The organism is Massilia norwichensis (genome assembly GCF_024753245.1).
In the GTDB taxonomy this organism is placed as follows: Bacteria; Pseudomonadota; Gammaproteobacteria; order Burkholderiales; family Burkholderiaceae_D; genus Telluria; species Telluria norwichensis.
The window spans coordinates 1-24,399 of sequence record NZ_JANUGX010000038.1; the positions used below are offsets into that span (position 1 = coordinate 1).

Genomic DNA, 24,399 nt, shown 5'->3' on the forward strand with positions numbered 1-24,399 from the left:
TGCTCCTTGTTGCACGCAGGGTTTGCCGGTCACGGTCTGACCTGTCTTGCCATCACATCTTGATCGCCTGAGCAATCGTTGGAAGGATGCTTGCCAATCCTCCTTGAAGTCGGTTGAGAAGTAACTTGGCCGTGCGGATTACGTGCCTGCCCCAGCGGAGACGTAATCCGCACGGAACCGTCTTTCGTCATGCATGAGAAGTGCCCATACCCGGCGCGCGTTCTTGTTGGCCAGCGCAACAGCCGCGATATTCTTGTGTCGCCGCGACAGCAAGTGCCCGAGCCAACTGGTGGCAGTTTCGACCTTGTGTTCGGCGTGTCGAAGCACAGCACGCGCACCATGGATCAGCAGCGCGCGCAGGTAACCGTCGCCTCGTTTGCTGATGCCCAGTAAAACCTGCTTGCCACCGCTGGAGTGCTGCCTGGGCACCAATCCTATCCACGCAGCCAACTGCCGGCCATTCTTGAAGCAGCGCGCATCGCCAATCGAAGCGACCAGTGCGCTTGCGGTAATCGGACCAATTCCTGGTATCTCGGCCAGTCGGCGGCTGGCTTCATTTTGCGCGTGCCAGAGTTGGATTTCTTTCTCCAAATCCTGAACCTGGCGGTCCAACTCCTTCAGATTCTCGGCAAGCCGCTGCAGCAGACTACAGAAACTGCCGGGTAACTGTCCGGCCGACTCATCAGACAGCGATGCCAACCTGGGACCGAGATTGCAAAGTCCCTTTGGAATGACGATCCCGAATTCAGCCAGCAGGCCACGGATCTGATTGGCCTGGGCGGTCCTCGCCTTGACGAATCCCTGTCGTGCGCGGTGGATCGCCAGCAATGCCTGCTGGTGCTCTGTCTTGATCGCCACGAAACGCATATTGGGCCGGGTGACCGCTTCACAGATGGCTTCGGCGTCGGCCGCGTCGTTCTTGTTTGTCTTCACGTAGGGCTTCACGAACTGCGGCGCCATCAGCTTCACGGTATGTCCCATTTCGCTTAGCTTGCGCGCCCAGTAATGGGCGCTTCCGCAGGCTTCCATGCCAATCAGGCAGGGCTCGAGGTTCACGAAAAACGTCAGCAGCTCCGCACGCCTGAGCTGCCTGCGCAGGCAGGGCTTGCCATGAAGATCGACGCCATGTACCTGAAACACCGCCTTTGCCAGATCAATGCCGCATGCACTCAGCTTCATCTCGGACGCTCCTTTCTAGTCGTGGACAACTTACACATCCACTTTGGCACCTAAATGCCGTGTTAGGAAGGATGCGTCCATTCCATTAAAGCCCCCTCGACTCGAAAAAGCTGTTCAGCTTCGCGGCGGGCACTCGTCAAGTGCTTTGACTATCCCTGTACGACCGTAATGGCGCTGCAAGACCAATAGGGATTTTGCGGTGAATCGAATACCGGCTACCGCGTTTGATGAGGTGGCGACACACAGCATGCTCCTCAGCTGGTGCAACACTGACGCGCGAGATTGGTGCTGTAGATCTTTGATGTCAAAGGGGGATCGTTGAGAATCAACGAGAGGAGTTGGTCGGGGTGAGAGGATTCGAACCTCCGGCCTCTACGTCCCGAACGTAGCGCTCTACCGGGCTAAGCTACACCCCGACTGGTATTGATAACTGCTGAGGGAGAAAACTGATGGTCGGGGTGAGAGGATTCGAACCTCCGGCCTCTACGTCCCGAACGTAGCGCTCTACCGGGCTAAGCTACACCCCGACTGGTTTGAGACCCGTTGCCGAATCTCGGGAAGGCATTACTATAGTTGCCTCAATGGTTCCTGTCAACTGCGAAGCTGCACAGCTGCAGCAGGCTTTGCTTGTATTCGCTCTCGGGCAGGTCGGCGATCGCATCGGCGGCGCGCTGGGCGGCGGCTTCGGCTTCGCGGCGCGTATAGTCGAGCGCGCCGCTGGTGGTGACGGCCGACAGCACGGCGTCGAAATGGGTTTCGTCGCCCTGTTCGATGCAGGTGCGGATCAGTTCGCGCTGTTCGGCGCTGCCGTTTTCCATCACGTAGATCAGGGGCAGGGTAGGCTTGCCTTCGCGCAGGTCGTCGCCGACATTCTTGCCGATCTCGCTGGCGTCGCCGGCGTAGTCGAGCACGTCGTCGATCAGCTGGAATGCGGTGCCCAGCGAACGGCCGTATTCGCCGGCCGCTTCGATCTGGGCGTCGTTGGCGCCGGCTACCAGCGCGCCGAGCTGGGCGGCGGCTTCGAACAGTTTGGCGGTCTTCGAGCGGATCACGGTCAGGTAGCTTTCCTGGGTGACGTCCGGATCGTGCATGTTCAGCAGCTGCAGGACTTCGCCCTCGGCGATGACGGTGGTGGCGCGCGACAGGATTTCCATCACGCGCATTTCGTCCAGGCTGGTCATCATCTCGAAGGCGCGCGAGTACAGGTAGTCGCCGACCAGCACCGAGGCGGCGTTGCCGAACATCGCGTTGGCGGTCTGGCGGCCGCGGCGCATCGAGGATTCGTCGACCACATCGTCGTGCAGCAGGGTGGCGGTGTGGATGAATTCGACGACGGCGGCCAGTTCGTGGTGGCCGGCGCCCTTGTAGCCGTAGGCGTTCGCCAGCAGCAGCACCAGCACCGGACGGATCCGCTTGCCGCCGGCGCTGATGATGTATTCGGCGATCTGGTTCACCAGCGCGACGTCGGATTGCAGCCGCTGTCGGATCACGCCGTTGACGGCCTCCATGTCGGCGGCGATCGTACGGGTGATGGGGTTCTGTTGTGCGGTGTTGGTGGCGGCGGACAAGGCGGACCTGCTGACGTTGAGTGCGATGTGGATGTGTTAAGTGGCGCGATTATACGATAAGCAAGCAAAGCCCGCGCTTTTTCACAACAGCCGCGCCAGCGCTTTGACGCCCTGCGCCAAATTATGTATAATCCTCTGTTCCCTGAATCCAGAGCACGCAGTACGCCGGGTTCGAGCGGAATTTTCTTAACAATCAATGAGGTTTCAAATCATGTACGCGGTCATAAAAACCGGTGGCAAGCAATACAAAGTTGTCGCTGGCGAAAAACTCAAAGTAGAACAGATACCGGCAGACATTGGTTCCGAACTCACTATCGATCAGGTTCTCGCCGTTGGCGAGGGCGAGAGCATCAAGTTTGGTGCTCCGCTGGTGGAAGGTGCTTCGGTTCGCGTGACTGTTGTTTCGCACGGTCGTCACGACAAAGTGCGTATCTTCAAGATGCGTCGTCGTAAGCACTACCAGAAGCGTCAGGGCCATCGCCAGAACTACACCGAAATCCAAGTGGTTGCGATCAACGGCTAATCGCCGCGCGTCCATTCTTTAGTCAGCAAGGAGCATCTAAATGGCACACAAAAAAGGCGGCGGTACTACCCGCAACGGCCGTGACTCAGAAAGCAAACGCCTTGGCGTGAAAGTCTACGGCGGCCAGTCGATCAACGCAGGCGGCATCATCGTGCGTCAGCGCGGCACCACCGTGCGTCCGGGCACCAACGTCGGCATGGGCAAGGATCACACCCTGTTCGCGCTGGTCGACGGTTCGGTCAAGTTCGTCAAGCAAGGCGTCGGTTCGAAGCAGTACGTGACCGTCGTTGCTGCTGAAGCAGTCGCTGCTTAATTATCTGCAGTGCAGTGGAACCTCGCCTGGGTGAGGTTCTGCGAATCGATAGGCTCTGCCCACCGGTAGAGCCTTTTTAATTTCCGGCGCTGTCACCGTTAAGTGCGTATCCATGGGCCCATCTTGTGGCACATTTAACAGTGACATAGCCTAAAGTATTTGGTGGGTTCATCATGAAGTTTATCGACGAAGCAAGAATCGAAGTCATCGCCGGCGACGGCGGCAACGGCTGCGCCTCGTTCCGCCGCGAGAAATTCCGCCCCTTCGGCGGTCCGGACGGCGGCGACGGCGGCCGCGGCGGCTCGATCTGGGTCGTGGCCGACCGCAACATCAACACGCTGGTCGACTTCCGCTTCTCCAAAGTGCACACCGCGAAGAACGGCGAACCGGGCCGCGGCTCGGACTGCTACGGCAAGGGCGCCGATGACGTGACCCTGCGTATGCCGGTCGGCACCATCATCATCGATGACAACAACGGCGAAATCATCGCCGACCTGACCGAACACGGCCAGACCGAACTGCTGGCACGCGGCGGCGAAGGCGGCTGGGGCAACATCCACTTCAAGACCTCGACCAACCGCGCGCCGCGCCAGAAAACCGAGGGCAAGGAAGGCGAGCGCCGCGCGCTGCGCCTCGAGCTGAAGGTGCTGGCCGACGTCGGCCTGCTGGGCATGCCGAACGCCGGCAAGTCGACTTTTGTGACCGCCATCTCGAACGCGCGTCCGAAAGTCGCCGACTATCCGTTCACGACCCTGCACCCGAACCTGGGCGTGGTCCGCGTCTCGCACGAGAAGAGCTTCGTGATCGCCGACATCCCGGGCCTGATCGAAGGCGCGGCCGAAGGCGCCGGCCTGGGCCACCAGTTCCTGCGTCACCTGAGCCGCACCGGCCTGCTGCTGCACATCGTCGACATCGCGCCGATGGACGGCAAGACCGACCCGGTCAAGGAAGCCAAGGCCCTGGTCAAGGAACTCGAAAAGTACGACGAAGAACTGCTCAACAAGCCGCGCTGGCTGGTGCTGAACAAGCTCGACGTCGTGCCGGAAGACGAGCGCAAGAAGCTGGTCAAGGACTTCGTCAAGAAGATGGCCTGGAAGGGCCCGGTCTTCGAGATTTCGGCGCTGAACCGCGAAGGCTGCGAAGACCTGGTCCACGCGATCTACCGCTACCTGGAAGAGAAGCGCCACAGCGACCAGCGTTCGGAAGAAAAGCAGATGACCGAGGAAGCGCGCGGCATCTCTTCCATAGATCCGGACGATCCGCGCTTCAAGATCCTCGAAGACTGATTTGGTTTTATCCGCATCGCACCGCCTCCGCCTGCGCACGCAGCTGCTGCGGGTGATCGCCACGGCCAGTTCGCTGGCCGCGCTGTCGGCCATGCTCGATCCCGACCGCACGGCGGAAGCGTTCGGCGTGTTTCTTGTCGGCGTAAACGGTTACAGCCAGTTCTACGCCATCTATGTCGGAGTGCGCCTCGCCACCGCGGGGCTGGCTCTGTTGGCGGCCAGGCAGGGCGACCAGCCCATCCTCGGCGACCTCACAGCATTATTCCTCCTGGCGCAGCCGCTCGGCCGCCTTGTCGCGGCCTTCGCGATCGGCCTGCCCCAGGGCTTATTGTTTGTCGTTAGCGGGATCGAACTGCTGGCCGGCCTGGCGCTGCTGCTGCTTCGTCCGCAGGGAAAGCCACTGTCGCCATGAATACTTCCGTCATCCAGCAATCCAGCCGCATCATCGTCAAGGTCGGCTCCTCCCTCGTCACCAACGAAGGCCGCGGCCTCGATAACGCCGCCATCGCGCGCTGGGCCGCGCAGATCGCCTCGCTGCGCACGCTCGGCAAGGAAGTCGTGCTGGTGTCTTCCGGCGCGATCGCCGAAGGCATGCTGCGCCTCGGTTTCACGGCGCGTCCGACCGACATCCACGAACTGCAGGCCTGCGCCGCCTGCGGCCAGATGGGCCTGGCCCAGATCTACGAAACCAGCTTCGCCACCCACGGCGTGAAGACCGCCCAGGTGTTGCTGACCCACGCCGACCTGGCCGACCGCGAACGCTACCTGAACGCGCGCTCGACGCTTACCACGCTGTTGCGCCTGGGCGTGGTCCCGATCATCAACGAGAACGACACCGTGGTCACCGACGAGATCAAGTTCGGCGACAACGACACCCTCGGCGCGCTGGTCGCCAACCTGATCGAAGCCGATGCCCTGGTGATCCTGACCGACCAGAAGGGCCTGTACTCGGCCGATCCGCGCAAGGACCCGTCCGCGCGCCTGATCGCCGAAGCCCAGGCCGGCGATACCTCGCTCGAGGCGATGGCCGGCGGCGCCGGCAGCAGCATCGGCAGCGGCGGCATGCTGACCAAGGTGCTGGCCGCCAAGCGCGCGGCGCGCTCCGGCGCCCACACCGCGATCGCCTGGGGGCGCGAGGACAATGTGCTGGTGCGCCTGGCCGGCGGCGAAGCGATCGGCACCCAGTTGCTGGCGCCGACCGCGCGCCTGACCGCGCGCCGCCAGTGGATGGTCGACCATCTGCACACGGCCGGCGAACTGGTGCTCGATGCGGGCGCGGTGCAGAAGCTGGCGAAAGAGGGCAAGTCGCTGCTGCCGATCGGCGTCTCAGGCGTGCGCGGCGAGTTCGGGCGCGGCGCGCTGGTGTCTTGCGTGAGCGAAGACGGCATTGAAATCGCGCGCGGCCTGACCAACTACACGGCGTCGGAAGTGAAGCGCATCATGCGCCATGCTTCGGGCGAGATCGAGGCCATTCTTGGTTATGTCGAGGCGCCCGAACTGGTGCACCGCGATAACCTGGTGCTGCTGTAAAACCCGGCGGCGCAGCAGCGCCGCTTTCATTGTGCGGGCGTGTACTTCCGCAGGAAGGCCACCACCGTCTTGTCGAGCACTTCCTTCACCTGCGCCTCGTCGGGCGTGTCCATGTGGGCCACGTTCAGGTGCTGCAGCATCCCTTCCTCGCCCAGCATCCCGCGCAGTATTTCCGGCATCTCCTCGCCGCGCCTGACATAGGAAAGCCCCAGTACGGCTGCCTCCACGTTCGACACATGCGCGATCGCGATCGATACGCCGTCCGGATTCTTGCGGTCGCCGCTGTCGCGGTTCGCGTAGACGAACAGCTTCGCGGTCGGGAATTTGTCGCTGATATCGAACCCGGCCGCGGCCAGGCGCGTCTCGATCCCTTTTTGCAGCACTTGCGCAAGCGCGGGGTCGTTGCAGATCACGCTGAACGCGAAGCGCGGGCGCTCCGCCGCGCCGGCGGCGGCAGCGAGGCAGAACAGGATTGCGGCCAGCAGGCCGCCGAGTATCGTACGCATGGTTTTATCCCGGCAAGGAAAGCTGGTCAGCGTAGCAGGATTTAACTGGCGAATATGCGCGCATTATTGCGTGGCCTGTGCACTTGGTTTACCTCTCCAGGCATATATATTGCGAACTGCTAGCAAAATAATTGCTATTCAATTTCCTTTGCATGCTACATTAACTGGAAATTAAGAACAGCCAAGGAAAGGACCGTCATGCAGGAACTCAACCTCGCCTCCCAGCTGCTGGAAGGCGGCACCGGCATCTTCGTGACCGGCGCGCTGTCCGTGCTGGCGCTGGCCGTGGCGCTCGAACGGCTTGCGAACTTCCGTGCGGTCAAGGTGGCGCCGCAGGCCCTGGCCGACGAAGCACTGAGCCTATGGCAGGCCGGCGATTACCGCGCACTTGCGGCGCGCGCCGGCCAGGACCGCAGCAGCCTGGCGCGCGTACTCGAATTCCTGGCCGCGCATCCGCGCCTGCCGATCGATACGCTGTCGGCACGCGCGGCCGAGATCGCATCGACGGAGCTGCGCCTGCAGCAGCAGAAGGCCTATGCGCTGAACGTGGTCGCCACCATCGCGCCCATCGTCGGCCTGCTCGGCACCGTGATCGGCATGATCGAATCCTTCCACGTGATCGCCTTCAACGGCATGGGCGATCCAACCCTGCTGGCGGGCGGCATCTCGAAGGCGCTGGTGAACACCGCGGCCGGGCTCTCGGTGGCGCTGCCCTCGCTGGCCATGCACCACTTCTTCCGCAACCGCATGGTCAATATCGGCATCCTGCTCGAACGCCAGCTGGGCCGGCTGCTGGATGCGAGCCGCGCGCGGGAACACGAGCGGCAACATGAGCAGAAACACGAGCAGAAACATGAGCAGGAGCGCAGCCATGCGTATTGAGCTCGGCGACGAGGAGCAGCCCGAGATCGGCCTGATTGCGCTGATCGACTGCATCTTCTTCCTGCTGATGTTCTTCATGGTCGCGACCTCGTTCAAGCAGAAGGAGACGCAGCAGAAGGACAAGGCCATCCCGATCACGCTGCCGCGCTCCGCCGCCACGCTCAAGCTGCAGGACGCCGCGCCCGATCCGCTGGTGATCCAGGTCGATCGCGCGGGCCAGGTGGCGATCGGCGACGAAAAGCTGTCGCTCGAGGCCCTGCACGAACGCCTGCGCGACGAAGCCCAGCGGCAGCCGGGCCGGCCGGTGCGCATCGAAGGCGATGGCAATGCCTCCTACCAGTCCATCGTCCACGTGCTCGACCTGTGCCAGTTCGAAGGCCTGGCGAATATCGCAATGCGTGCGCGGCGAGAGTGATGCCATACGAGACTTCCCGACTGGATGGTTCGAGCGTGGCCGTGTTGTGGCGGCGTTATCCCTGGCTGGCCGCGTCCGTGCTGACGCACGTGCTGCTGGGCCTTGCGCTGTACACCAGCGGTCCGGTGCGCGTGGAGCTCAAACGCGACGACAAGCTGCGCACGCAGGTGAACCACGCGCTGCAGCAGACCTCGCGCCGCGAGATGCAGCGCCAGCTGCGTACCATGGAAGAGATCAAGGAGGCGCTCGAACAGAGCGCAGGCGCCGCGCCGGCACGGCAGGAGCGCAAGCCGGCCGCCGATGCGGCGGCGCGCAAGGAGAGCCGCGACCCGGCCGAACAGGCGCGCCGGCTGGCGGCCGCGATCGAGACCGTGCAGCAGAAGATCCGCGCGGCGGAGATGGCGCGTGTGTTGCGCATCCCCGAGCAGGAAGCCCTGAAACGCGTGCGGGCCGAGGAAGCCAGGCGTCCCAAACCGCCGGTGCCGAAGAACCGTCCGCCGGAAGCGGTCGTCGCGCAACTGGCGGCGCAAGCCAAGGCCGCACTGGCCCAGCGCCGCGCGCAGCTGCTGGCGCAGCAGCAGGGCGTGAAGCTGAACATGGGGCGCGGTGGTGGTGGCGGGGAAGGGCGGCACGGTGGCGGTCCGCCCGGCAATGCGCATCACGCGGCCAAGAATGGCGGCGGCATCAGTGGCGGCGCGGCCCAGGATTCGGCGGCCCTGGGCGGCAGGCTGAATGCGCTCAGCAGCGATCTGGGGCTGGGCAATCCGCTTGCGCTGAGCGGCAGCACGCTCGATATGTCGAGCGCGGGCTTCAGCGACCAGCGCAGCTACGGCAGCTTCCTGGCGCCGCCGCCGGTCGACCAAGCCACGCTGCGCACCGGCGCCGGCCGTACGCTGGGCGCCGGCGGGCCCTACGCCAACCGTATCTTCCTCGACACCTGGTACGTGATCGGTCCTTTCGGCGCGCATGGCCGCGGCAGCATCGACGAGGTTTATCCGCCCGAGCGCGGGCTCGACCTGGACGCGGTTTATTACGGCATGAACGACCAGCTGGTGCGCTGGAACTGGCAGCAGGAGTTGCACTATCCTTTCGTGCCGCGCCCGCGCGCCGAGAACGCGGTGTATTACGCCTACACCGAAGTCACGCTCGAGCGCGACATGGACATGTGGGTGGCGATCGGCGCCGACGACGACTCGAAAATGTGGTTCAACGAGCGCCTGGTCTGGATCAGCGGCATGGACAACGACAAGCCCTGGTACCGCAGGCCCTTCTACAGCATGCACGCCGAACTGGCCCAGCGCAACCTGACCGAAGGCCAGCGCAAGCTCCATTTCCACAAGGGCCGCAATACCATCCTGTTCAAGCTCTACAACGGCATGAATCTCATGTTCTTTTCGGTGGTGCTGTCGCCGGCGGATTAGAATACGGCCATGGAAAAAATCTCATCCCTCGCCGTCGTCCAGGCCCAATTGGACGCCTTCAATGCCAAGGACATCGATGCCTTGACCCGCGCCTACGCGCCGGACGCCGAGCAGTTCGCGCTGCATGGCGAACGCCTGGCCCAGGGGCAGGAAGCGATCCGCGCGCGTTACGTGGCGCGCTTCGCGGAGCCGGATCTGCATGCGCGCCTGCTGTCGCGCACCGTGATGGGCAATTTCGTGACCGACCTCGAGCTCATCACCCGCAACTTCCCGGAAGGCGTGGGCACGCTGGAGATGCTGTGCATTTATGAAGTGATCGACGGCCGCATCCGGCGCGCTTCGTTCGCGCCGGGCGCCACCACCATGCTCAATCGACCGACAGCGTAACGGCGGGCGGCAGGACCTTGGCGGGCGCCGGGGTCTTGTCCTTGTATTCGCACAAATCGTTGATGATGCAGTTCCAGCACTTGGGCGTGCGCGCCACGCAGGTGTAGCGTCCGTGCAGGATCAGCCAGTGGTGGGCGTCCTGCAGGAACTCCTTCGGCACGAACTTCAGCAGCTTCTGCTCGACGATATCGACGTTCTTGCCGGGTGCGATCCTGGTGCGGTTCGAGACCCGGAAAATGTGGGTGTCGACGGCCATCGCCGGCTCGCCGAAGGCCGTGTTGAGCACCACGTTGGCGGTCTTGCGGCCCACGCCCGGCAGGGATTCCAGCGCCTCGCGCTCGCGCGGCACTTCGCCGCCGTACTGGTTCACCAGGATCTCGCAGGTGGCGATGACGTTCTTGGCCTTGTTGTTGTACAGGCCGATGGTCGAGATATAGGTCTTCAGCTCGTCCAGGCCGAGGTCGAGGATGGCCTGCGGCGTGTTCGCCACCGGGTACAGCTTGCGCGTGGCCTTGTTGACGCCGACGTCGGTCGACTGCGCCGACAGCAGCACGGCAATCAAGAGTTCGAACGGCGTGCTGTATTCGAGTTCGGTGGTCGGATGCGGATTCGCTTCACGGAAGCGGCGGAAGATTTCGTAGCGTTTTGTCGGGTTCATTCGGGCTTCCCCGAGGCCTTCTGGCGCGCGCGCTCGATGGCGGCGGCGATGATCGCGCGCTTGCGTTCTTTTTCCGCCAGCTCTTCGGCGGTATTGGTTTCCTCGGCCGTGACGGCGCGCATCTTTTCCAGCGCCTTGGCGGCCAGGCGCGCATCGTTCTCTTCCTTCTCGCGCTTGAGGCGCTCGGTGCGGAAATCGTGGCGCGCGCGCGCGGCGTCGGCTTGTTCCTGCGACCAGGCATCCCAGCCGGTGCGCTCGCCGTTCGGATCGTCGCGGTTCGGGATCATCGCGATGCAGTCGACCGGGCAGGGCGCCACGCACAGGTCGCAGCCGGTGCACAGGCTCGGCAGGATCGTGTGCATCTGCTTGGGGGCGCCGAGGATGGCGTCGACCGGGCAGGCCTGGATGCACAGGGTGCAGCCGATGCACAGGTTCTCGTCGATGAAGGCGACCGGGCGCGGACGCTCCAGGCCGTTGGCGGGATTGATCGGGATGACGGGGCGGCCGGTTACCTTCGACAAGCGCGCGACACCTTCCATGCCGCCCGGCGGGCAGCGGTTGATGTCGGCCTCGCCGCTGGCGATCGCTTCCGCGTACGGACGGCAGGCGGGGTAGCCGCACTTCGTACACTGGGTTTGCGGCAACTGGTCTTCGATCAGGTCGGCGAGCGTCTTGGTCACGATGAGTCAAGCATTTGCTAAACCGCCATTATCCGATAAATCGCCGGTGGCGTCGAAGCGGGCGGCCGGAAGTAGCCGCTGAGCTGGCAAAAACACTGCTTTTTGTCCTACACCCTTACGTGCAGCAACGTACGGAGTGCCGGACCCGGCTGGTGGTCTACTGGAAGCAAGCGATCAACGACAGGAGGGTCTTATGGAAAAGAAGCACCTCATCATTTCCGCGCTGACGGCAGCACTGCTGAGCGCAAGTGCCGCGAGTTTTGCCCAGGACCGCTACCATGGCGACCGTGACCGCGGCGACCGCGGCGACCGTTACAGCCAGCGCGACCACGACCGGAACGACAACCGCCGCGACGATCGCCGCGACGGCTATCGCGCCCAGGGCGGCGGCCGTGCCGGCAACGAAAGCTGGGGCGAGGAACGCCGCTGGAACGGCGCCGGTCCGGACCACAGCTTCCGCCGCGGCGACCGTCTGCCGAGCCGCTACCGCAATCACCAGTACGTGGTCGACAACTATCGGCAGCACAACCTGCGACCGCCGCCGCGGGGTTACCACTGGGTGCAGACAGGCAGCGACTACGTGCTGGCGGCGATTGCCACCGGCGTGATCGCCGACCTGATCATCAATCACTGACACCGTGGGCCGGCTGCTGGCCGGCCCCGGCAGGTGACCAGAAACGCGTCGTCCCCGCGCAGGCGGGGACCCAAGTTCTGCCTACGCTAACGCAAGGCTTGCAAGCTTGGGTCCCCGCCTTCGCGGGGACGACGTTTTTGCGCGGGGACGACGTTTTTGCGCGGAGACGACGTTTTTGAGCGGGGACGACGTTTTTGCGCGGAGACGAAGCCTAGCGCGCCGGCGACGCCTGGCGCGCTAGGGAATCAGGCATTCTTGCGAATGAACTCGCCGATCATCGGGCAGATGATCTCGCGCCAGCGGCGGCCCGAGAAGATGCCGTAGTGGCCGCATTTCGGTGCCGTGAAGTGCTGGTGCTTCTCCGGCGGGATGCCGGTGCACAGCTCGTGCGCGGCCTGGGTCTGGCCGGCGCCGGAGATGTCGTCCAGCTCGCCTTCGATGGTGAACAGCGCCACGCTCTCGATGTCCTGCGGACGCACCAGTTGGCCGCCGACTTCCCAGGTGCCTTTCGGCAGGGCGAAGTCCTGGAACACGGTCTTGATGGTTTCCAGGTAGTACTCGGCCGGCATGTCCAGCACGGCGTTGTACTCGTCGTAGAACTTGCGGTGCGCTTCCGCCGAGTCGTCGTCGCCGCGCACCAGGTGCTGGTAGAACTCGCGGTGGCTCTGGGCGTGGCGGCCCGGGTTCATGGCGATGAAGCCGGCGTGCTGCAGGAAGCCCGGATAGACCTTGCGGCCGAAGCCCGGGTAATTGCCCGGCACCGCGTAGATCACGGTGTTCTCGAACCACGAGAAAGGCTTCTCGGTGGCCAGATCGTTGACGGCGGTCGGCGATTTGCGCGGGTCGATCGGACCGCCCATCATGACCATCGATTTCGGCAGCTTCGGATCCTTGTTGGTCGCCATCAGCGAGATGGCGGCCAGCACCGGCACGGTCGGCTGGCAGACCGAGATCACGTGCACGTCCGGGCCGAGGTGGCGGATGAAGTCCTGCACGTAATAGATATAGTCGTGCAGGTGGAACTCGCCCTCGGCCATCGGCACCATGCGGGCATCGACCCAGTCGGTGATGTAGACGTCCTGGTTCGGCAGCAGGGCGCGGACGGTATCGCGCAGCAGCGTGGCGTGGTGCCCCGACAATGGGGCGACCACCAGCACGGTGGGCTGCTTGAGCTCCGCGAATTGCGCGTCCGGCATGTCTTTTTTGAAATGCAACAGCTTGCAGAAGGGCTTGCTGACCGCCGTGCGCTCCATGATGCCGACGGTCTGGCCGTCGATCGTGGTCGAGTTCAGGTCGAAGGCCGGCTTCTCGTAATCCTTGCCCAGACGGTACATCAGTTCGTAGCCGGCGGCGATACGCTGGGAGAACGGGGTGTGGGCGAAAGGCGAGACAGGATTCGAGAACAGCTTTGCAGAGGCATCGGCCCACTGCATCAGCGGGTTCAAGAAGGAGCGTTGCATCTCGTGCAGTTGGTAAAGCATATTATTTCCTTCACATTGCTCTGCTTTGACAAGGTTTTTGTTCGGCAGATCAATCAATTATAGGCCAATTGGCTTGGCCTGGGGCAACATGAGATGATGTTCACCATTGAAAAAATAGTGCAATGCACCATTAGTATCACAGTTCCCATAGGGCCTTCGGTTAGGTGCCCTACATAAGAAAAAAGCCCCGCGGCTGGCGGGGCTTTTCGTCGTATCCAAGTAACGGAACTTTAGTCGAAGACCGGGGTTTCGACGCCGAGGATCTTGTGCAGCTTCGGCGAGGTGGTGGTGTACTGCATGTGGATCTTCTTGTCCGGGAAGATGTACGGTGCGGCACCGAAGGCGGCCAGCGCGGCTTCGTGGAAGCCCGACAGGATCAGCTTCTTCTTGCCCGGGTAGGTGTTGATGTCACCCACGGCAAAGATGCCCGGCACGTTGGTTTCGAACTTCTCGGTGTCCATGACCTTGAGCTGCTTGCGCTCGATGTCCAGGCCCCACTCGGCGATCGGGCCCAGCTTCGGCGACAGGCCGAAGAAGACCATCAGCATGTCCAGCGGCACGCGGCGGGTCACGCCGTCGGCACCGGTGACTTTCACTTCGGACAGCTGGCCGTCCTTTTCGTCGAAGCCGGTGACCTGGCCGGTGATCAGCTGCATCTCGTACTCTTCGCACAGCTGCTTCATCTTGGCGACCGAAGCCGGGGCGGCGCGGAAGTCTTCGCGACGGTGCACCAGCACGACGGATTCGGCCTTGCCGACGAAGTTCAGGGCCCAGTCCAGCGCGGAGTCGCCGCCGCCGCAGATGACCAGGTTCTTGCCTTCGAACAGGCTCGGATCCTTGACGCGGTAGTGCAGCTGGGTGCCTTCGAACTTCTCGATGCCGTCGACCTTGATCGTGCGCGCCTGGAACGAACCGACGCCGGCAGCGATGAAGATGGTCTTGGTGATGAAGCGGGTACCGGTCGAGGTCTCGACGTTGAAGCGGTGGTCTTCACGACGCTGGACGGTGGTCACTTCCTGGCCCAGGTGGAAGGTCGGGTCGAACGGCTCGATCTGCTTGAGCAGGTTGTCGGTCAGTTCCTGGCCGGTGCAGACGGGCACGGCCGGGATGTCGTAGATCGGCTTGTCCGGGTACAGTTCGACGCACTGGCCGCCAACGGCCGGCAGCGAATCGATGACGTGCGCTTTGATCTCCAGCAGGCCCAGCTCGAACACCTGGAACAGGCCGACCGGGCCCGCGCCGATGATCACGGCATCGGCTTCGATGGCGCCGGCAAAGGAGCTGTTGGGAGCGATGGAGCCCGTCTCAGGGGTGGTAGTCATGCTTAAATCCTGTTGATGTGTATTGGGGTAGGCGAGGGCCGATAGTGTGCCACGATCGTCGCACTTCTGCTGGGCGCGGTGCCGGATCGCTGATGCGGCCCGCGAAAGGCGGCCGGCGGCAAGGCGCCGGCGCCGGGGAAGTCTTAGCGGGCCAGCTGGTCCAGCTTGTCCTTGACGTCCTTCCACTCTTCCGCATCGGGCAGGGCAGGCTTGGTCTTGGTGATCGACGGCCAGTGGCGCGCCAGGTCGGCATTCAGTTTGATGAATTGCTGCTGGTCCGACGGCACGTCCTCTTCCGCATAGATCGCGTTGACCGGGCACTCTGCCACGCACACGGCGCAGTCGATGCACTCGTCCGGGTCAATGGCGAGGAAGTTCGGGCCTTCCCGGAAACAATCTACCGGGCATACATCGACGCAGTCGGTATAGCGACAACGGATGCACGATTCGGTGACAACGTGGGTCATAACAGTCCTTAATCAGTGGAGGCGGCGGCGTATCGGGTACAGGGAAGCCCGCCGGACGCGGCAAAGCACTGTATTTTAGGGCAATTCGGCCTTTACGACAAATCAGGCTTATACACAATACACATAAGCAAATGTTCTTCCCGGTTGTGCTTCCGGGACGCCCCATGACCGAATTTTTAATGGCTTGCGCGCAGGTGTTCGAGCAGCGCCTGCCAGCCGCCGCCGGCGCGGGCCGTGATCTTCATCCCGGCCTCGCCTCAGGCGGCCGGCAGTGCGACTTTTGCCGTCGCGACCGTGGCGGTCACGCCATCGGCGTCGACCTTGACTGCCGCCACCGTCGCCTCGGCTTCGCCGGCCGCCTGTTCCTCGCCGGCCGGTCCGAAGCGGCCGTGCTCGGCACACCAGCGCGCCAGCGCCTGCGCTTCGGCATCGAGGATGCGCTCGACCTGGTAGTACTCGGCCAGGTTCATGGTGCCGCAGCAGGCGCGCCGGTCCTGCTTCGCCCCCGGCGCATCCTGCACCAGCGGCGCCAGGCGCAGCCCGGCCGGATGCGGACCGGCGAGGGTGGCCGGCACTTCGACCACTTCGCGCTGGGCGAAGCGGTTGCGGATGAAGGTCGTGTAGTCGGCCGGTTTGCCGTCTTCCAGGGTCAGGCGCAGCATCTCGTTGGCGACGTCGGCGTAGGTGGCGGCAAAGTCGGGCGCGGCGATCAGGGCGCGCAGCAGCAGGCCGCGCAGCCAGGCCGCCACGCGATGCAGCACGCTGGCGCAATCTTCCAGTTCGGGATTGCGCTCGAAGGCGAAGATGTCGGCCAGGATGTCGTACAGCGCGCCGGTGAATACCTGGGAGATCGCGTGGACTTCGGTGCCGGCCTGGCTCAGGGTCAGGTCGTTGTCGGCATTGCGCAGGCCGTTGGTGCTGCCCAGCGCCAGGCCGAACTGCTCGGCGATGTCGGCCAGGAAGGTTTTATCGTGCAGGTGGGCCTTGGTCTGGGCCACCACCGCCTCGCACTGGTCGAGCTGGGACAGGGCCAGGAAGATCGCGGTGAGGTCGCCGAAGGCTTCGTGCAGGCCGCCGGTCTGCGGCGGGTTGTCCGCCATCAGCCATTGCGGCTTGAGGCCGTCCAGCACCGCATGGCCGGTCTCGTGCGAGACGATGTCGAAGGAGCGGCAGGTGTAGACGCGGGCGCTCTCGCCGGGCGGGATGAAATCGCCGAACTTCAGGCAGGCCTGGGTCCGGCTGTAATAGGCGTTCATCACGTTCGGCAGGCCGTAGGGGTGGACCTGCAGCGGCGAGGTGTCGACGCTGCTGTTCCATTGCCAGGGCAGGGGCATGGCGCTGCCGGCGGTGGACAGGGCGCGCTGGTACATGGTGAGGGTCTGGCGCACCACCGCATAGGTGTGGACGGCATCGAACTGCGGCGTGTCCGGCATGGTGACGAAGTCGCCGAAGGCGTTCGGCTCGACCGCGGCGGCGTCGGCGGCGTTGGCGATCGCGATCCGCGCATCGCGCGGGCCGGCCAGCACCACGCCCGGCAGGAACACCTTGCGGGTGCCGATCTCGGCCACCGACGGGTCCTGCTTCCACATCAGCACCCGCGCCCCGAAGGCGTAGGGCAGCGGGACGTCCTGCTGGCCGCCTTCTTCATTGCTGCCGGCACGGTCCGGCGCTCCGGGTCCGGGACCGGCAGGCAGGCGCGGACGGCCCGGCTGGTCGAGCAGCTGCGCGGCCTTGCGGTGCTGGCGGTAGGGAGCGGCCGGCATCGGCACGTAGCCGATCGGGGGCTGGGCGGGATCGGGCTGGCTGGCTTCTGACGTCATGATCGCTTTCTCCGGTGAGGCAGGCTGCAATGGACGGGCTGCAAGGCGCAGACTGCACGGGAAATGGTCGCCGGCTATTCGAAGTGGACATTGATTTAAGTCAACTAGCCAATGCGGAGCCTAGCTGGCATCATGGCGGGCTCTGTTGTTTTCGATCAGGAAGGATAGCCAGATGGCGGATATCAGCATCACCCAGCAGCACCAGCTCAGCCCGGTCGCGGCACGCGCGGCGGCCCAGAAAGTGGCGGACAAGCTGGCCGGGGAATATGGCCTGCAATGCAAGTGGGAAGGGGACGTGCTGCGTTTCGAGCGCAGCGGTGTGGAAGGCACGCTCGCGCTGGGCGAGCGTCAGGCCGATTTGCGCATCAGGCTGGGCATGCTGATGGGCGCTTTCCGCTCGACCATCGAAACGAAGGTGGCGGAAAGCATGCGCAAGGTGTTCGCGTAAGAATTACGCGTTCTTGAGGTCTTCGATCAGGTCGACGTACTGCTGCATCGCGTCGTCCTGCGAAGTGCCCTTCAGGGCAGCCCAGGCGTCGAACTTGGCGCGGCCGACCATGTCGGTGAAGCCGGGGCGTTCGCCGGTGGCGTCGCCGCTCGAACCCTGCTTGTACAGGGCGTAGATCTTCAGCAGGGTCATGTTGTCCGGACGCTCGGGCAGGTTCTTCGAATCGGCCTGGGCCTGGGCGAACTGTTCTTGCAAACTCATGGTGACTCCTTGGGTAAAATGGCAATACTTCGGCCATCTTAGCGCATCGTGCGCAGAAGCACTGTTGATCTCAGGCGATTTTAGAGGAATTGCTCAGGTAGGGTGGGCACGCAATTCAGGCCACTGGCCTGAATTGCCCCACCCTACGGTACAGATTACAGACCCAGCAGCTCGACGTCGAAGATCAGGGTCGCGTTCGGCGGAATCACGCCGCCGGCACCGCGGGCGCCGTAGCCCAGGGCTGCCGGGATGATCAGGCGGCGCGCACCGCCGACCTTCATGCCCTGCACGCCTTCGTCCCAGCCCTTGATCACGTGGCCGGCGCCCAGCGGGAACTGGAACGGGTCGTTGCGGTCTTTGCTGGAGTCGAACTTGGCGCCCTGGCTGCCGTCGTCGTTCTGCAGCCAGCCGGTGTAGTGCACGGTCACGTACTGGCCGGCCTTGGCTTCCGGACCGTCGCCGACGACGGTGTCTTCGTATTGCAGGCCGGAATTCGTGGTGTTGATGGGCATGGTGTTGTCCTCTTGTTCAGGGTGAAATCGCGATTGTAGTGCATGTCGCTGTCAAGCTGCCATCGCGCTTCTGTTGACGCCTTTTCCACTGTGTTGCGGCGGCGCGCCGAAATCTCACGAAAGCTGTCAACCGTCCTCTGATACCGAACGTTTCCCCGTAGAATAAGAACTTCTTCCACCTCCGGGCTTTCGTCCTCCCATGCTGCGTCGTTTCCGTAAGCTTTTCGTTTCTGGTCTGTGTCTGTTGAGTGCCATGCAAGCAGCCCAGGCCAACGTCGTCGTCGTTCTGAATTCGCGTGACGCGACGGTCCAGCTCCTCGACCAGAAAACCGGTGCAGACAACGGCACCTTTGCCGTGGGCAAGGAGCCGCACCACCTGATGGCCACGCCGGACAACAAGTCCGTGATCGTCGCCAGCTCGGTCGGCAACGAACTGATCTTCCTGGACCCCATCACCGGCAAGATCCAGCAGCGCCTGACCGACGTGCTCGACCCGTACCAGATCGGCTTCTCGCCGGACCAGAAATGGTTCGTCTCGACCGCGCTGCGCCTGGACCGCGTCGACATCTACCAGTACGTGAACGGCAAGCTGATCCTGAGCCGCCGCGTGCCGATGCCGCGCATGCCCAGCCACATCGCCTTCGATGCCGCCAGCACCACCGCCTTCATCACCCGCCAGGGCAGCGACCAGGTCAGCGCGCTCGACCTGAAGACCGGCGTCATCAAGTGGACCCTCCCGGTCGGCAAGCTCCCGGCCGGCATCACCATGACCCCGGACGACAAATACCTGCTGGTCGGGATCATGGGCAGCGACTACGTCGAAGTGATCGACTGGCGCACCGCCAAGTCCGTCAAGCGCATCAAGACCGGCAACGGCGCGCACAACTTCCGTGCCGTCGGCGACAAGCGTCACGTGTTCGTCTCGAACCGCGTGCAGAATTCGATCAACATCATCGACCAGGTCACGCTGGAAAACGTCGGCATGATCCCGGTGCCGGGCGGCCCGGACTGCATGGAGCTCTCCGCCGACGGCAAGACCCTGTGGGTGACCCAGCGCTGGATCAAGAAGGTGGCCGTGGTCGACGTCGCCAGCCGCAAGGTGATCAAGCAGATCCCGGTCGGCCGCTCGCCGCACGGCGTGTTCTTCGCCAATTCGGCGCCGAGGATGTGATGCGTCCGCGGCCAAGGTCGGGAGCGACCCGGGCCGCGGCGGCGCTGCTGCTGGCGGCTTCCGTATGTCCCGCTTTGCAAGCCTCCGCCGCGGACGCTTGCAAGGGCACGATCTACCTCACGTTCGACACCGGCAGCCAGTCGCAGGCCGAGCTGATCGCGAACACCCTGCGCAAGCACCAGGTCAAGGCCACTTTCTTCCTCGCCAACGAGAAGACGGTGCGCGGCGACTGGTCGCTGGACCCAAGCTGGGCCGCTTACTGGAAGGCGCGGGTGGCGGAAGGGCATGCCTTCGGCAGCCACACCTTCGACCACGTCTACTGGAAGCGCGACGAAGCCGGCGGGAAGATCGCGGTGAAGCCCCAGTTCGGCGCCCACGCCGGCAAGCAGGCAACCTGGACCGCGCAGCAGTATTGCGACGAGCTGCGCCGCGTCGACAGCCGTTTCCGCGAGCTGACCGGGCGTGGCCTGGATCCGCTGTTCCGCGCACCCGGCGGGCATACCTCGCGCAACGTCCTGGCCGCCGCGGAGCAGTGCGGTTACCGCCACGTCGGCTGGGCCAAGGCCGGCTTCTCGGGCGACGAGACCGCCAGCGAGGTGTATCCGAACGCCATGCTGCTCAAGCGCGCCCTGGATAATCTGAAGGACGGCGACATCTTCATGGCCCACATGGGCATCTGGTCGAGAAAAGACCCGTGGGCGCCGGCCAACCTGGAACCCCTGATCGCGGGTCTTCAGCAGAAAGGCTTCTGTTTCGCTACACTGCGAGAGCATCCGGACTACGCTTCTCACTTCAAAAAATGATTCAGCATTTCCTCGATTGGTTCGCATTCCTCCAGGGTTGGTTGTTCGAATCCGTGGTCGAGCCCTTCCTGTTCTACACCGGCATGGGCGAATACGCCGAGGACGCCTTCGAGGGCGTCGAGTGGTTCCTGGCCGGCGCCTGCGAGGTGGCGGCCCTGTTCCTGGTATTGCGCCCGCTCGAAGCGCTCATCCCCGCGCAACAGATGAGCGACCGCGCCGCGCGCTGGAACGACTTCGTCTATACCCTGATCCACCGCCTGGGCTTTTTCACGATGGCGGTGTTCTTCACGCTCGACCCGATCATGGACCACGTGGCCGGCGCGCTGAGGATGGAAGGCATGCATCCGTTTAACCTGGAGTCGCTGGTGACCGGCATGAGCCCGCTGGCCAGCTTCCTGGTCTACCTGGTGGTGCTCGACTTCTTCGATTACTGGTTCCACCGCGGCCAGCACAAATTCCGCTGGTGGTGGGCGCTGCACAGCCTGCACCACAGCCAGCGCAACATGAACCTGTGGAGCGACGACCGCAACCACTTGCTGGACGATTTGCTGCGCGACGTCTACCTGGCCGTGATCGCGCTGGCAATCGGCGTGGCGCCTTCGCAGTACGTGCTGCTGGTGTCGGTCTCGCGCGCGCTGCAATCGCTGCAGCATGCGAACGTGCGCATCCACTTCGGCCGGATCGGCGAACGCCTGCTGGTGTCGCCGCGCTTCCACCGTACCCACCATGCGGTCGGCATCGGCCACGAGTCGAAGGGCAGGGAGCTGGGCGGCTGCAATTTCGGCGTGCTGCTGCCGGTCTGGGACCAGCTGTTCGGCACCGCCAACTTCGCGACCGGCTTCCACGGCACCGGCGTGCGCGACCAGTTCGAACGCGTGGCCGCCGACGGCAGCGTGCGTCCTGCGCGCGACTATGGCCGCGGCTTCTGGCGCCAGCAGTGGCTGGGCCTGGTGCGCCTGTTCGAATCGATTTCGCGCCGCCCCCGAGGCACGGCCTGATGCTGCGCCCGATCGCGATCGCCTACGGCCGCGCGCTGCGTTCGCAGTTCTCGAGCCGCATGCTGCTGTTGTCGGTGGTGCCGCTGCTGCTGTCGCTGGCGCTGTGGGGCAGCCTGCTGTACGCCGGCATGCAGCCGCTGTACGACTGGCTGCAGGCCACCTTCAGCGAATACGGCCTGTTCGAGACCAGCAGCAGCATCCTGGCCACCCTGGGCCTGGGCTTCCTCAAGACGCTGGTGGTGCCGCTGGTGGCGATGCTGGCCCTGCTGCCGCTGATGATCATCACCTCGCTGCTGTTCATCGGCGTGGGGGCGATGCCGGCCATCGCGCGCCATGTCAGCCGCGTGCAGTTTCCGCAGCTCGAGCGCAAGGAGGGCGGCAGCTTCCTCGGCAGCCTGGGGGTGAACCTGTCCGGCATCGTCGTGTTCGCGCTGCTGTGGATCGTGACCCTGCCGCTGTATGCGCTGGCGCCGGTGGCGCTGCTGGTGCAGGCCGTGCTGTGGGGCTGGCTGACGGCGCGCGTGATGAGCTACGACGCGCTGTCCATCCACGCCAGCCTGGAAGAGCGCCGCATCATCGTCGCCACGCGACGGCGCCAGCTGCTCCTCATCGGCACCATCTCCGGCCTGCTCGGCGCCTTGCCGGGCGTGGCCTGGATCGGCGGCGCGCTGCTGTCGGTGGTGCTGTTCCCGGTGCTGGCGGTGCTGTCGATCTGGCTCTACCTGATCATCTTCATCTTCACCGGCCTGTGGTTCCAGTACTACTGCCTGCAGGCGCTGCTCGAGCTGCGCGCCGCCCAGGACCCGCTCAAGGCACCAGAGTAAGCCGCAGCACGCGGCCTTCGCTGCCATCCTTCAGGTTGACGGTCACGATCACCTGGCCCTGCGGATCCTGGCTCAGCGAGCTCACTTCCGCAAAGCTGCTGTCGCCCGCGCTGCGCGCATGGCCCGGCAGCAGCGACGAGATGTCGGTCCACTTGTTGCCGCCGTCGGCCGACCAGGCCAGATAGGGCAGGGCGTTGGCCTTGTCGAAGCCGCCCACGACGAGGGTGTCGGGCTTGCCGGCCAGGGCCAGGAAGGCGCGGATGTAGGGATACGCCTTGGCCCCTTCCACCGGCTGCTGGATCACGAACTTGAACGACTGTCCGCCATCTTCGCTGCGCAGCAGGCCGCCTTCGACGCCGGCGAACACGCGCTGGGTATTCGCGACCTGTTCGATGAACTGCACGTTGCGGTTTTCCAGCGCCGGCAGGGTTACCGGCAGCGGGGTGTTCGATGCCAGGCCGCCATTCGCGCCGAGGCGGTAGGCGCGCACATAGGCGACATCGAGCGGGCATTCGCCGCCCACCAGCAGGCGGTCGCCGACCACCTGGAAGGCCTGGTGCGTGCAGACCATCGAGTCGAACTGGCCCAGCACCACGCGCCAGCTGGCCGCCGCGTCATCCGAGACGAACAGGTTCTGGCCGGCGCCGGCATTCGTGTAGAGACGGTTCCCCACCAGCTTCATCTCCTTCATCGTCAGCGGCGCACACCAGTCGCCGAGGCAGTTCTGCAGCGGCTGGTCGCGCGGCGCGAAGCCGCCATTGCTCGCGAGCGCGCACAGGCTGTGCTCACCGGCCTTGCCGCGCTCGGTTTCGTGCGCCGGCTGGAACAGCCACAGGTTGGCGTCGAGCGCGCGCAGCGTCGGCGTGCGCGCCATGCCAGATTCGCTCTCCTTCGGCAGCGCGCAATCGCCGAGCGGCACGTCGGTCCAGCGCGACGTCGCCTGCAGCGGCAGCGCGGTCTTCATCACGCCGGTGCCGGCGCTGGCGGTGTTCGACAGCGTCGCCCAGGCGGCGCCGTCCTTGTACACGATATTGCCGATGCCGCGCGATGCGGTCGCCAGCACCTCGACTTTGGTGACCGCCGGCGCGGCGGGCGTGGTGTTGTCGGAACCGCCGCCGCAACCGGCGATCAGGAGCGCTGCCGCGGCAGCGAGAGTCTGGCGTGGATAGTGTTGGATCATGGTCGTCCCTTGAATGTACACGGCGCAAATTCTAGGACGGGGCCGGATGAGGGTCTTGCGTGCCTTTGTCGGCAGATTGTCGGGAATTGTAGCGTTGCGCGGGCTGGCAGCGCGGCTACGTCAAATCTGCGCGCGTGGCACACTGAAGCCCTTCTCACACCACCTGGAGCGGCATACGATGGCATTCGGCCTCATCATCGTCGGCGACGAAATCCTGTCCGGCAAGCGCAGCGACAAGCACCTGTCCAAGGTCATCGAACTGCTGGGAGAGCGCGGACTGCGCCTGGCCTGGGCCGAGATCGTCGGCGACGACCCGGCGCGCATCACCGCGCTGCTGCAGCGGACCTTCGACGGCGGCGACACCGTGTTCTCCTGCGGCGGCATCGGCGCGACGCCGGACGATCACACCCGCCAGTGCGCGGCGGCGGCGCTCGGCGTACCGCTGGCGCTGCACCCGGAAGGCAAGCTGCTGCTGCAGGAACGGATCCGCGACAGCGCGCGCGAAGCGGGCACCGAGCCCGATCTCGACGCGCCCGAGAACCTGCAGCGCCTCAAGCTGGTCGAATTCCCTGCCGGCGCGGCACTCATCCCGAACCCCTACAACCGCGTCCCCGGTTTCAGCGTCGCGCGCCATGCAGGGGCGCCGCATCACTTCGTGCCCGGCTTTCCCGTCATGGCATGGCCGATGATCGCCTGGGTACTCGATACCCATTATTCCGAACTGTTCCACCGCGAACCCCACCGTGAGCGCGCGCTGCTGGTGTACGAGCAGGCCGAGGCGGTGCTGACGCCGCTCATGGAGCGCCTGGAGTCTGTCTACCCCGATGTCAACGTGTTCAGCCTGCCCAGCGTTGGAGACGATAAGACCCGCCGCCACATCGAGCTGGGTGTGAAAGGCAGGCCGGCGCAGGTCGATGCCGCCTTCGATGACATGTGCGCGGAACTGACACGCATGAATGCTGAATACCAGCTGTTACAGGACTAGTTGCGGCGCTGGTACGGTCGTGCAAACTGAGCCGTTGTTTTTTTGCGAAAATACTCGGGCCATGTCAAAAATCTGCGGAAGCGGTTCCTGATTGTCACATTGATGTGGTGGAATGATGTCTGTAGGCAGTGCGATCTGGAGTGAG

Annotated in this window: 28 protein-coding genes and 2 tRNA genes; 16 read left to right on the forward strand and 14 right to left on the reverse strand. The window is 64.3% G+C overall.

The features are described from left to right. Nucleotides 1-138: 138 nt before the first annotated feature. From NX782_RS23590 to ispB, 4 genes are all read right to left on the reverse strand, one after another. Nucleotides 139-1,179, reverse strand: a complete 1,041-nt coding sequence (locus tag NX782_RS23590) for an IS110 family RNA-guided transposase (RefSeq protein WP_258847944.1) — start codon at nt 1,177-1,179, stop codon at nt 139-141. A gap of 339 nt (nt 1,180-1,518) precedes the next feature. Beyond that, nucleotides 1,519-1,595 (reverse strand) — tRNA-Pro (locus NX782_RS23595). A 34-nt stretch (nt 1,596-1,629) separates the two neighbouring features. Continuing rightward, nucleotides 1,630-1,706, reverse strand: a tRNA-Pro gene (locus NX782_RS23600). A 51-nt stretch (nt 1,707-1,757) separates the two neighbouring features. Then, the gene (gene ispB, locus NX782_RS23605; protein ID WP_258847946.1) at nt 1,758-2,747 is read right to left on the reverse strand and encodes an octaprenyl diphosphate synthase; all 990 of its coding nucleotides are present in this window, start codon (nt 2,745-2,747) and stop codon (nt 1,758-1,760) included. 211 nt (nt 2,748-2,958) lie between these two features. Here ispB and rplU point away from each other — a divergent pair, with 211 nt between their 5' ends. The 5 genes from rplU to proB all read left to right on the forward strand — a co-directional run bounded on the left by rplU (nt 2,959) and on the right by proB (nt 6,399). Beyond that, a complete protein-coding gene (rplU, locus tag NX782_RS23610; RefSeq protein ID WP_036230184.1) occupies nt 2,959-3,270 on the forward strand; it encodes a 50S ribosomal protein L21 in 312 nt (103 codons plus the stop codon). A 40-nt stretch (nt 3,271-3,310) separates the two neighbouring features. Beyond that, nucleotides 3,311-3,583: a 50S ribosomal protein L27 gene (gene rpmA, locus NX782_RS23615; RefSeq protein WP_258847947.1), complete on the forward strand. Its 273-nt coding sequence runs from the start codon at nt 3,311-3,313 to the stop codon at nt 3,581-3,583. A gap of 173 nt (nt 3,584-3,756) precedes the next feature. After that, complete coding sequence (gene cgtA, locus NX782_RS23620) at nt 3,757-4,869, forward strand: Obg family GTPase CgtA (RefSeq protein WP_258847948.1); 1,113 nt, start codon at nt 3,757-3,759, stop codon at nt 4,867-4,869. 1 nt (nt 4,870) lies between these two features. Continuing rightward, nucleotides 4,871-5,281 carry a hypothetical protein gene (locus NX782_RS23625; protein WP_258847949.1) on the forward strand — a complete coding sequence of 137 codons (411 nt, stop codon included), beginning with the start codon at nt 4,871-4,873 and terminating at the stop codon, nt 5,279-5,281. Then, nucleotides 5,278-6,399 carry a glutamate 5-kinase gene (gene proB, locus NX782_RS23630; RefSeq protein WP_258847950.1) on the forward strand — a complete coding sequence of 374 codons (1,122 nt, stop codon included), beginning with the start codon at nt 5,278-5,280 and terminating at the stop codon, nt 6,397-6,399. Before NX782_RS23625 ends, proB begins: the two co-directional genes overlap by 4 nt. Before the next feature lie 26 nt (nt 6,400-6,425). On the opposite strand, the gene NX782_RS23635 is transcribed toward proB, so the two are convergent. Next, complete coding sequence (locus tag NX782_RS23635; RefSeq protein ID WP_258847951.1) at nt 6,426-6,905, reverse strand: hypothetical protein; 480 nt, start codon at nt 6,903-6,905, stop codon at nt 6,426-6,428. 198 nt (nt 6,906-7,103) lie between these two features. Here NX782_RS23635 and NX782_RS23640 point away from each other — a divergent pair, with 198 nt between their 5' ends. From NX782_RS23640 to NX782_RS23655, 4 genes are read left to right on the forward strand one after another with little or no spacing between them, the layout of a single operon-like run. Then, nucleotides 7,104-7,787, forward strand: coding sequence for a MotA/TolQ/ExbB proton channel family protein (locus NX782_RS23640; RefSeq protein WP_258847952.1), 684 nt, complete (start codon nt 7,104-7,106; stop codon nt 7,785-7,787). After that, nucleotides 7,777-8,202 (forward strand): ExbD/TolR family protein, encoded by a 426-nt coding sequence (locus NX782_RS23645; protein WP_258847953.1) that lies wholly within the window; start codon nt 7,777-7,779, stop codon nt 8,200-8,202. Before NX782_RS23640 ends, NX782_RS23645 begins: the two co-directional genes overlap by 11 nt. Further along, a complete protein-coding gene (locus NX782_RS23650; protein WP_258847954.1) occupies nt 8,202-9,623 on the forward strand; it encodes a hypothetical protein in 1,422 nt (473 codons plus the stop codon). The genes NX782_RS23645 and NX782_RS23650 overlap by 1 nt, the downstream gene beginning before the upstream one ends. Before the next feature lie 9 nt (nt 9,624-9,632). Beyond that, complete coding sequence (locus NX782_RS23655; protein ID WP_258847955.1) at nt 9,633-10,010, forward strand: nuclear transport factor 2 family protein; 378 nt, start codon at nt 9,633-9,635, stop codon at nt 10,008-10,010. Here NX782_RS23655 and nth read toward each other — a convergent pair. Together nth and rsxB are read right to left on the reverse strand one after the other, a co-directional pair. Continuing rightward, entirely contained in the window at nt 9,991-10,668 is a 678-nt protein-coding gene (gene nth / locus NX782_RS23660) for an endonuclease III (protein WP_258847956.1), read from the reverse strand. The two genes, NX782_RS23655 and nth, sit on opposite strands and share 20 nt — an antisense overlap. Further along, entirely contained in the window at nt 10,665-11,348 is a 684-nt protein-coding gene (rsxB, locus tag NX782_RS23665; RefSeq protein ID WP_258847957.1) for an electron transport complex subunit RsxB, read from the reverse strand. Before rsxB ends, nth begins: the two co-directional genes overlap by 4 nt. Nucleotides 11,349-11,541: 193 nt before the next feature. On the opposite strand from rsxB, the gene NX782_RS23670 reads away from it, so the two are divergent. Further along, nucleotides 11,542-11,982, forward strand: a complete 441-nt coding sequence (locus NX782_RS23670; RefSeq protein WP_258847958.1) for an RcnB family protein — start codon at nt 11,542-11,544, stop codon at nt 11,980-11,982. A 245-nt stretch (nt 11,983-12,227) separates the two neighbouring features. Here the strand turns inward: NX782_RS23670 and NX782_RS23675 are convergent, their stop codons facing one another. The 4 genes from NX782_RS23675 to NX782_RS23690 form a co-directional block, all read right to left on the reverse strand. After that, nucleotides 12,228-13,463 carry a polyhydroxyalkanoate depolymerase gene (locus tag NX782_RS23675; protein WP_258847959.1) on the reverse strand — a complete coding sequence of 412 codons (1,236 nt, stop codon included), beginning with the start codon at nt 13,461-13,463 and terminating at the stop codon, nt 12,228-12,230. Between the two features lie 230 nt (nt 13,464-13,693). Beyond that, nucleotides 13,694-14,785: an NAD(P)/FAD-dependent oxidoreductase gene (locus tag NX782_RS23680; protein ID WP_258847960.1), complete on the reverse strand. Its 1,092-nt coding sequence runs from the start codon at nt 14,783-14,785 to the stop codon at nt 13,694-13,696. A gap of 143 nt (nt 14,786-14,928) precedes the next feature. Then, nucleotides 14,929-15,252: a ferredoxin FdxA gene (gene fdxA / locus NX782_RS23685; protein ID WP_258847961.1), complete on the reverse strand. Its 324-nt coding sequence runs from the start codon at nt 15,250-15,252 to the stop codon at nt 14,929-14,931. A gap of 257 nt (nt 15,253-15,509) precedes the next feature. Further along, on the reverse strand, nt 15,510-17,072 hold the full coding sequence (locus NX782_RS23690; RefSeq protein WP_258847962.1) for a gluzincin family metallopeptidase: 1,563 nt from the start codon (nt 17,070-17,072) through the stop codon (nt 15,510-15,512). A gap of 172 nt (nt 17,073-17,244) precedes the next feature. Between NX782_RS23690 and NX782_RS23695 the strand changes: the two genes are divergently transcribed. Next, nucleotides 17,245-17,520: a polyhydroxyalkanoic acid system family protein gene (locus NX782_RS23695; RefSeq protein ID WP_258847964.1), complete on the forward strand. Its 276-nt coding sequence runs from the start codon at nt 17,245-17,247 to the stop codon at nt 17,518-17,520. A 3-nt stretch (nt 17,521-17,523) separates the two neighbouring features. On the opposite strand, the gene NX782_RS23700 is transcribed toward NX782_RS23695, so the two are convergent. Both NX782_RS23700 and NX782_RS23705 read right to left on the reverse strand, forming a co-directional pair. Further along, nucleotides 17,524-17,781: an acyl-CoA-binding protein gene (locus tag NX782_RS23700; RefSeq protein WP_258847965.1), complete on the reverse strand. Its 258-nt coding sequence runs from the start codon at nt 17,779-17,781 to the stop codon at nt 17,524-17,526. A 155-nt stretch (nt 17,782-17,936) separates the two neighbouring features. Then, nucleotides 17,937-18,293, reverse strand: a complete 357-nt coding sequence (locus NX782_RS23705) for an FKBP-type peptidyl-prolyl cis-trans isomerase (RefSeq protein ID WP_258847966.1) — start codon at nt 18,291-18,293, stop codon at nt 17,937-17,939. 199 nt (nt 18,294-18,492) lie between these two features. On the opposite strand from NX782_RS23705, the gene NX782_RS23710 reads away from it, so the two are divergent. Genes NX782_RS23710 through NX782_RS23725 form a run of 4 tightly spaced genes read left to right on the forward strand, consistent with a single transcriptional unit; the run spans nt 18,493 to nt 22,089 of the window. Then, nucleotides 18,493-19,464, forward strand: a complete 972-nt coding sequence (locus NX782_RS23710) for a YncE family protein (RefSeq protein WP_258847967.1) — start codon at nt 18,493-18,495, stop codon at nt 19,462-19,464. After that, the gene (locus NX782_RS23715) at nt 19,464-20,267 is read left to right on the forward strand and encodes a polysaccharide deacetylase family protein (RefSeq protein ID WP_258847968.1); all 804 of its coding nucleotides are present in this window, start codon (nt 19,464-19,466) and stop codon (nt 20,265-20,267) included. The genes NX782_RS23710 and NX782_RS23715 overlap by 1 nt, the downstream gene beginning before the upstream one ends. After that, the gene (locus NX782_RS23720) at nt 20,264-21,265 is read left to right on the forward strand and encodes a sterol desaturase family protein (RefSeq protein ID WP_258847969.1); all 1,002 of its coding nucleotides are present in this window, start codon (nt 20,264-20,266) and stop codon (nt 21,263-21,265) included. Before NX782_RS23715 ends, NX782_RS23720 begins: the two co-directional genes overlap by 4 nt. Then, nucleotides 21,265-22,089 carry an EI24 domain-containing protein gene (locus tag NX782_RS23725; protein ID WP_258847970.1) on the forward strand — a complete coding sequence of 275 codons (825 nt, stop codon included), beginning with the start codon at nt 21,265-21,267 and terminating at the stop codon, nt 22,087-22,089. Before NX782_RS23720 ends, NX782_RS23725 begins: the two co-directional genes overlap by 1 nt. Here NX782_RS23725 and NX782_RS23730 read toward each other — a convergent pair. Further along, entirely contained in the window at nt 22,073-23,269 is a 1,197-nt protein-coding gene (locus NX782_RS23730; protein ID WP_258847971.1) for a WD40/YVTN/BNR-like repeat-containing protein, read from the reverse strand. The genes NX782_RS23725 and NX782_RS23730 overlap by 17 nt on opposite strands. 178 nt (nt 23,270-23,447) lie before the next feature. On the opposite strand from NX782_RS23730, the gene NX782_RS23735 reads away from it, so the two are divergent. Further along, nucleotides 23,448-24,254, forward strand: a complete 807-nt coding sequence (locus tag NX782_RS23735; RefSeq protein WP_258847972.1) for a competence/damage-inducible protein A — start codon at nt 23,448-23,450, stop codon at nt 24,252-24,254. Nucleotides 24,255-24,399: the final 145 nt, after the last annotated feature.

Bases quoted from the DNA above. Each gene is read 5' to 3' on its own strand.
- NX782_RS23590 (WP_258847944.1), bottom strand. From the start codon at position 1,179: ATGAAGCTGAGTGCATGCGGCATTGATCTGGCAAAGGCGGTGTTTCAG.
- rplU (WP_036230184.1), top strand. From the start codon at position 2,959: ATGTACGCGGTCATAAAAACCGGTGGCAAGCAATACAAAGTTGTCGCT.
- rpmA (WP_258847947.1), top strand. From the start codon at position 3,311: ATGGCACACAAAAAAGGCGGCGGTACTACCCGCAACGGCCGTGACTCA.
- cgtA (WP_258847948.1), top strand. From the start codon at position 3,757: ATGAAGTTTATCGACGAAGCAAGAATCGAAGTCATCGCCGGCGACGGC.
- proB (WP_258847950.1), top strand. From the start codon at position 5,278: ATGAATACTTCCGTCATCCAGCAATCCAGCCGCATCATCGTCAAGGTC.
- NX782_RS23635 (WP_258847951.1), bottom strand. From the start codon at position 6,905: ATGCGTACGATACTCGGCGGCCTGCTGGCCGCAATCCTGTTCTGCCTC.
- NX782_RS23640 (WP_258847952.1), top strand. From the start codon at position 7,104: ATGCAGGAACTCAACCTCGCCTCCCAGCTGCTGGAAGGCGGCACCGGC.
- NX782_RS23645 (WP_258847953.1), top strand. From the start codon at position 7,777: ATGCGTATTGAGCTCGGCGACGAGGAGCAGCCCGAGATCGGCCTGATT.
- NX782_RS23650 (WP_258847954.1), top strand. From the start codon at position 8,202: ATGCCATACGAGACTTCCCGACTGGATGGTTCGAGCGTGGCCGTGTTG.
- NX782_RS23655 (WP_258847955.1), top strand. From the start codon at position 9,633: ATGGAAAAAATCTCATCCCTCGCCGTCGTCCAGGCCCAATTGGACGCC.
- nth (WP_258847956.1), bottom strand. From the start codon at position 10,668: ATGAACCCGACAAAACGCTACGAAATCTTCCGCCGCTTCCGTGAAGCG.
- NX782_RS23670 (WP_258847958.1), top strand. From the start codon at position 11,542: ATGGAAAAGAAGCACCTCATCATTTCCGCGCTGACGGCAGCACTGCTG.
- NX782_RS23675 (WP_258847959.1), bottom strand. From the start codon at position 13,463: ATGCTTTACCAACTGCACGAGATGCAACGCTCCTTCTTGAACCCGCTG.
- NX782_RS23680 (WP_258847960.1), bottom strand. From the start codon at position 14,785: ATGACTACCACCCCTGAGACGGGCTCCATCGCTCCCAACAGCTCCTTT.
- fdxA (WP_258847961.1), bottom strand. From the start codon at position 15,252: ATGACCCACGTTGTCACCGAATCGTGCATCCGTTGTCGCTATACCGAC.
- NX782_RS23690 (WP_258847962.1), bottom strand. From the start codon at position 17,072: ATGACGTCAGAAGCCAGCCAGCCCGATCCCGCCCAGCCCCCGATCGGC.
- NX782_RS23695 (WP_258847964.1), top strand. From the start codon at position 17,245: ATGGCGGATATCAGCATCACCCAGCAGCACCAGCTCAGCCCGGTCGCG.
- NX782_RS23700 (WP_258847965.1), bottom strand. From the start codon at position 17,781: ATGAGTTTGCAAGAACAGTTCGCCCAGGCCCAGGCCGATTCGAAGAAC.
- NX782_RS23705 (WP_258847966.1), bottom strand. From the start codon at position 18,293: ATGCCCATCAACACCACGAATTCCGGCCTGCAATACGAAGACACCGTC.
- NX782_RS23710 (WP_258847967.1), top strand. From the start codon at position 18,493: ATGCTGCGTCGTTTCCGTAAGCTTTTCGTTTCTGGTCTGTGTCTGTTG.
- NX782_RS23715 (WP_258847968.1), top strand. From the start codon at position 19,464: ATGCGTCCGCGGCCAAGGTCGGGAGCGACCCGGGCCGCGGCGGCGCTG.
- NX782_RS23720 (WP_258847969.1), top strand. From the start codon at position 20,264: ATGATTCAGCATTTCCTCGATTGGTTCGCATTCCTCCAGGGTTGGTTG.
- NX782_RS23725 (WP_258847970.1), top strand. From the start codon at position 21,265: ATGCTGCGCCCGATCGCGATCGCCTACGGCCGCGCGCTGCGTTCGCAG.
- NX782_RS23730 (WP_258847971.1), bottom strand. From the start codon at position 23,269: ATGATCCAACACTATCCACGCCAGACTCTCGCTGCCGCGGCAGCGCTC.
- NX782_RS23735 (WP_258847972.1), top strand. From the start codon at position 23,448: ATGGCATTCGGCCTCATCATCGTCGGCGACGAAATCCTGTCCGGCAAG.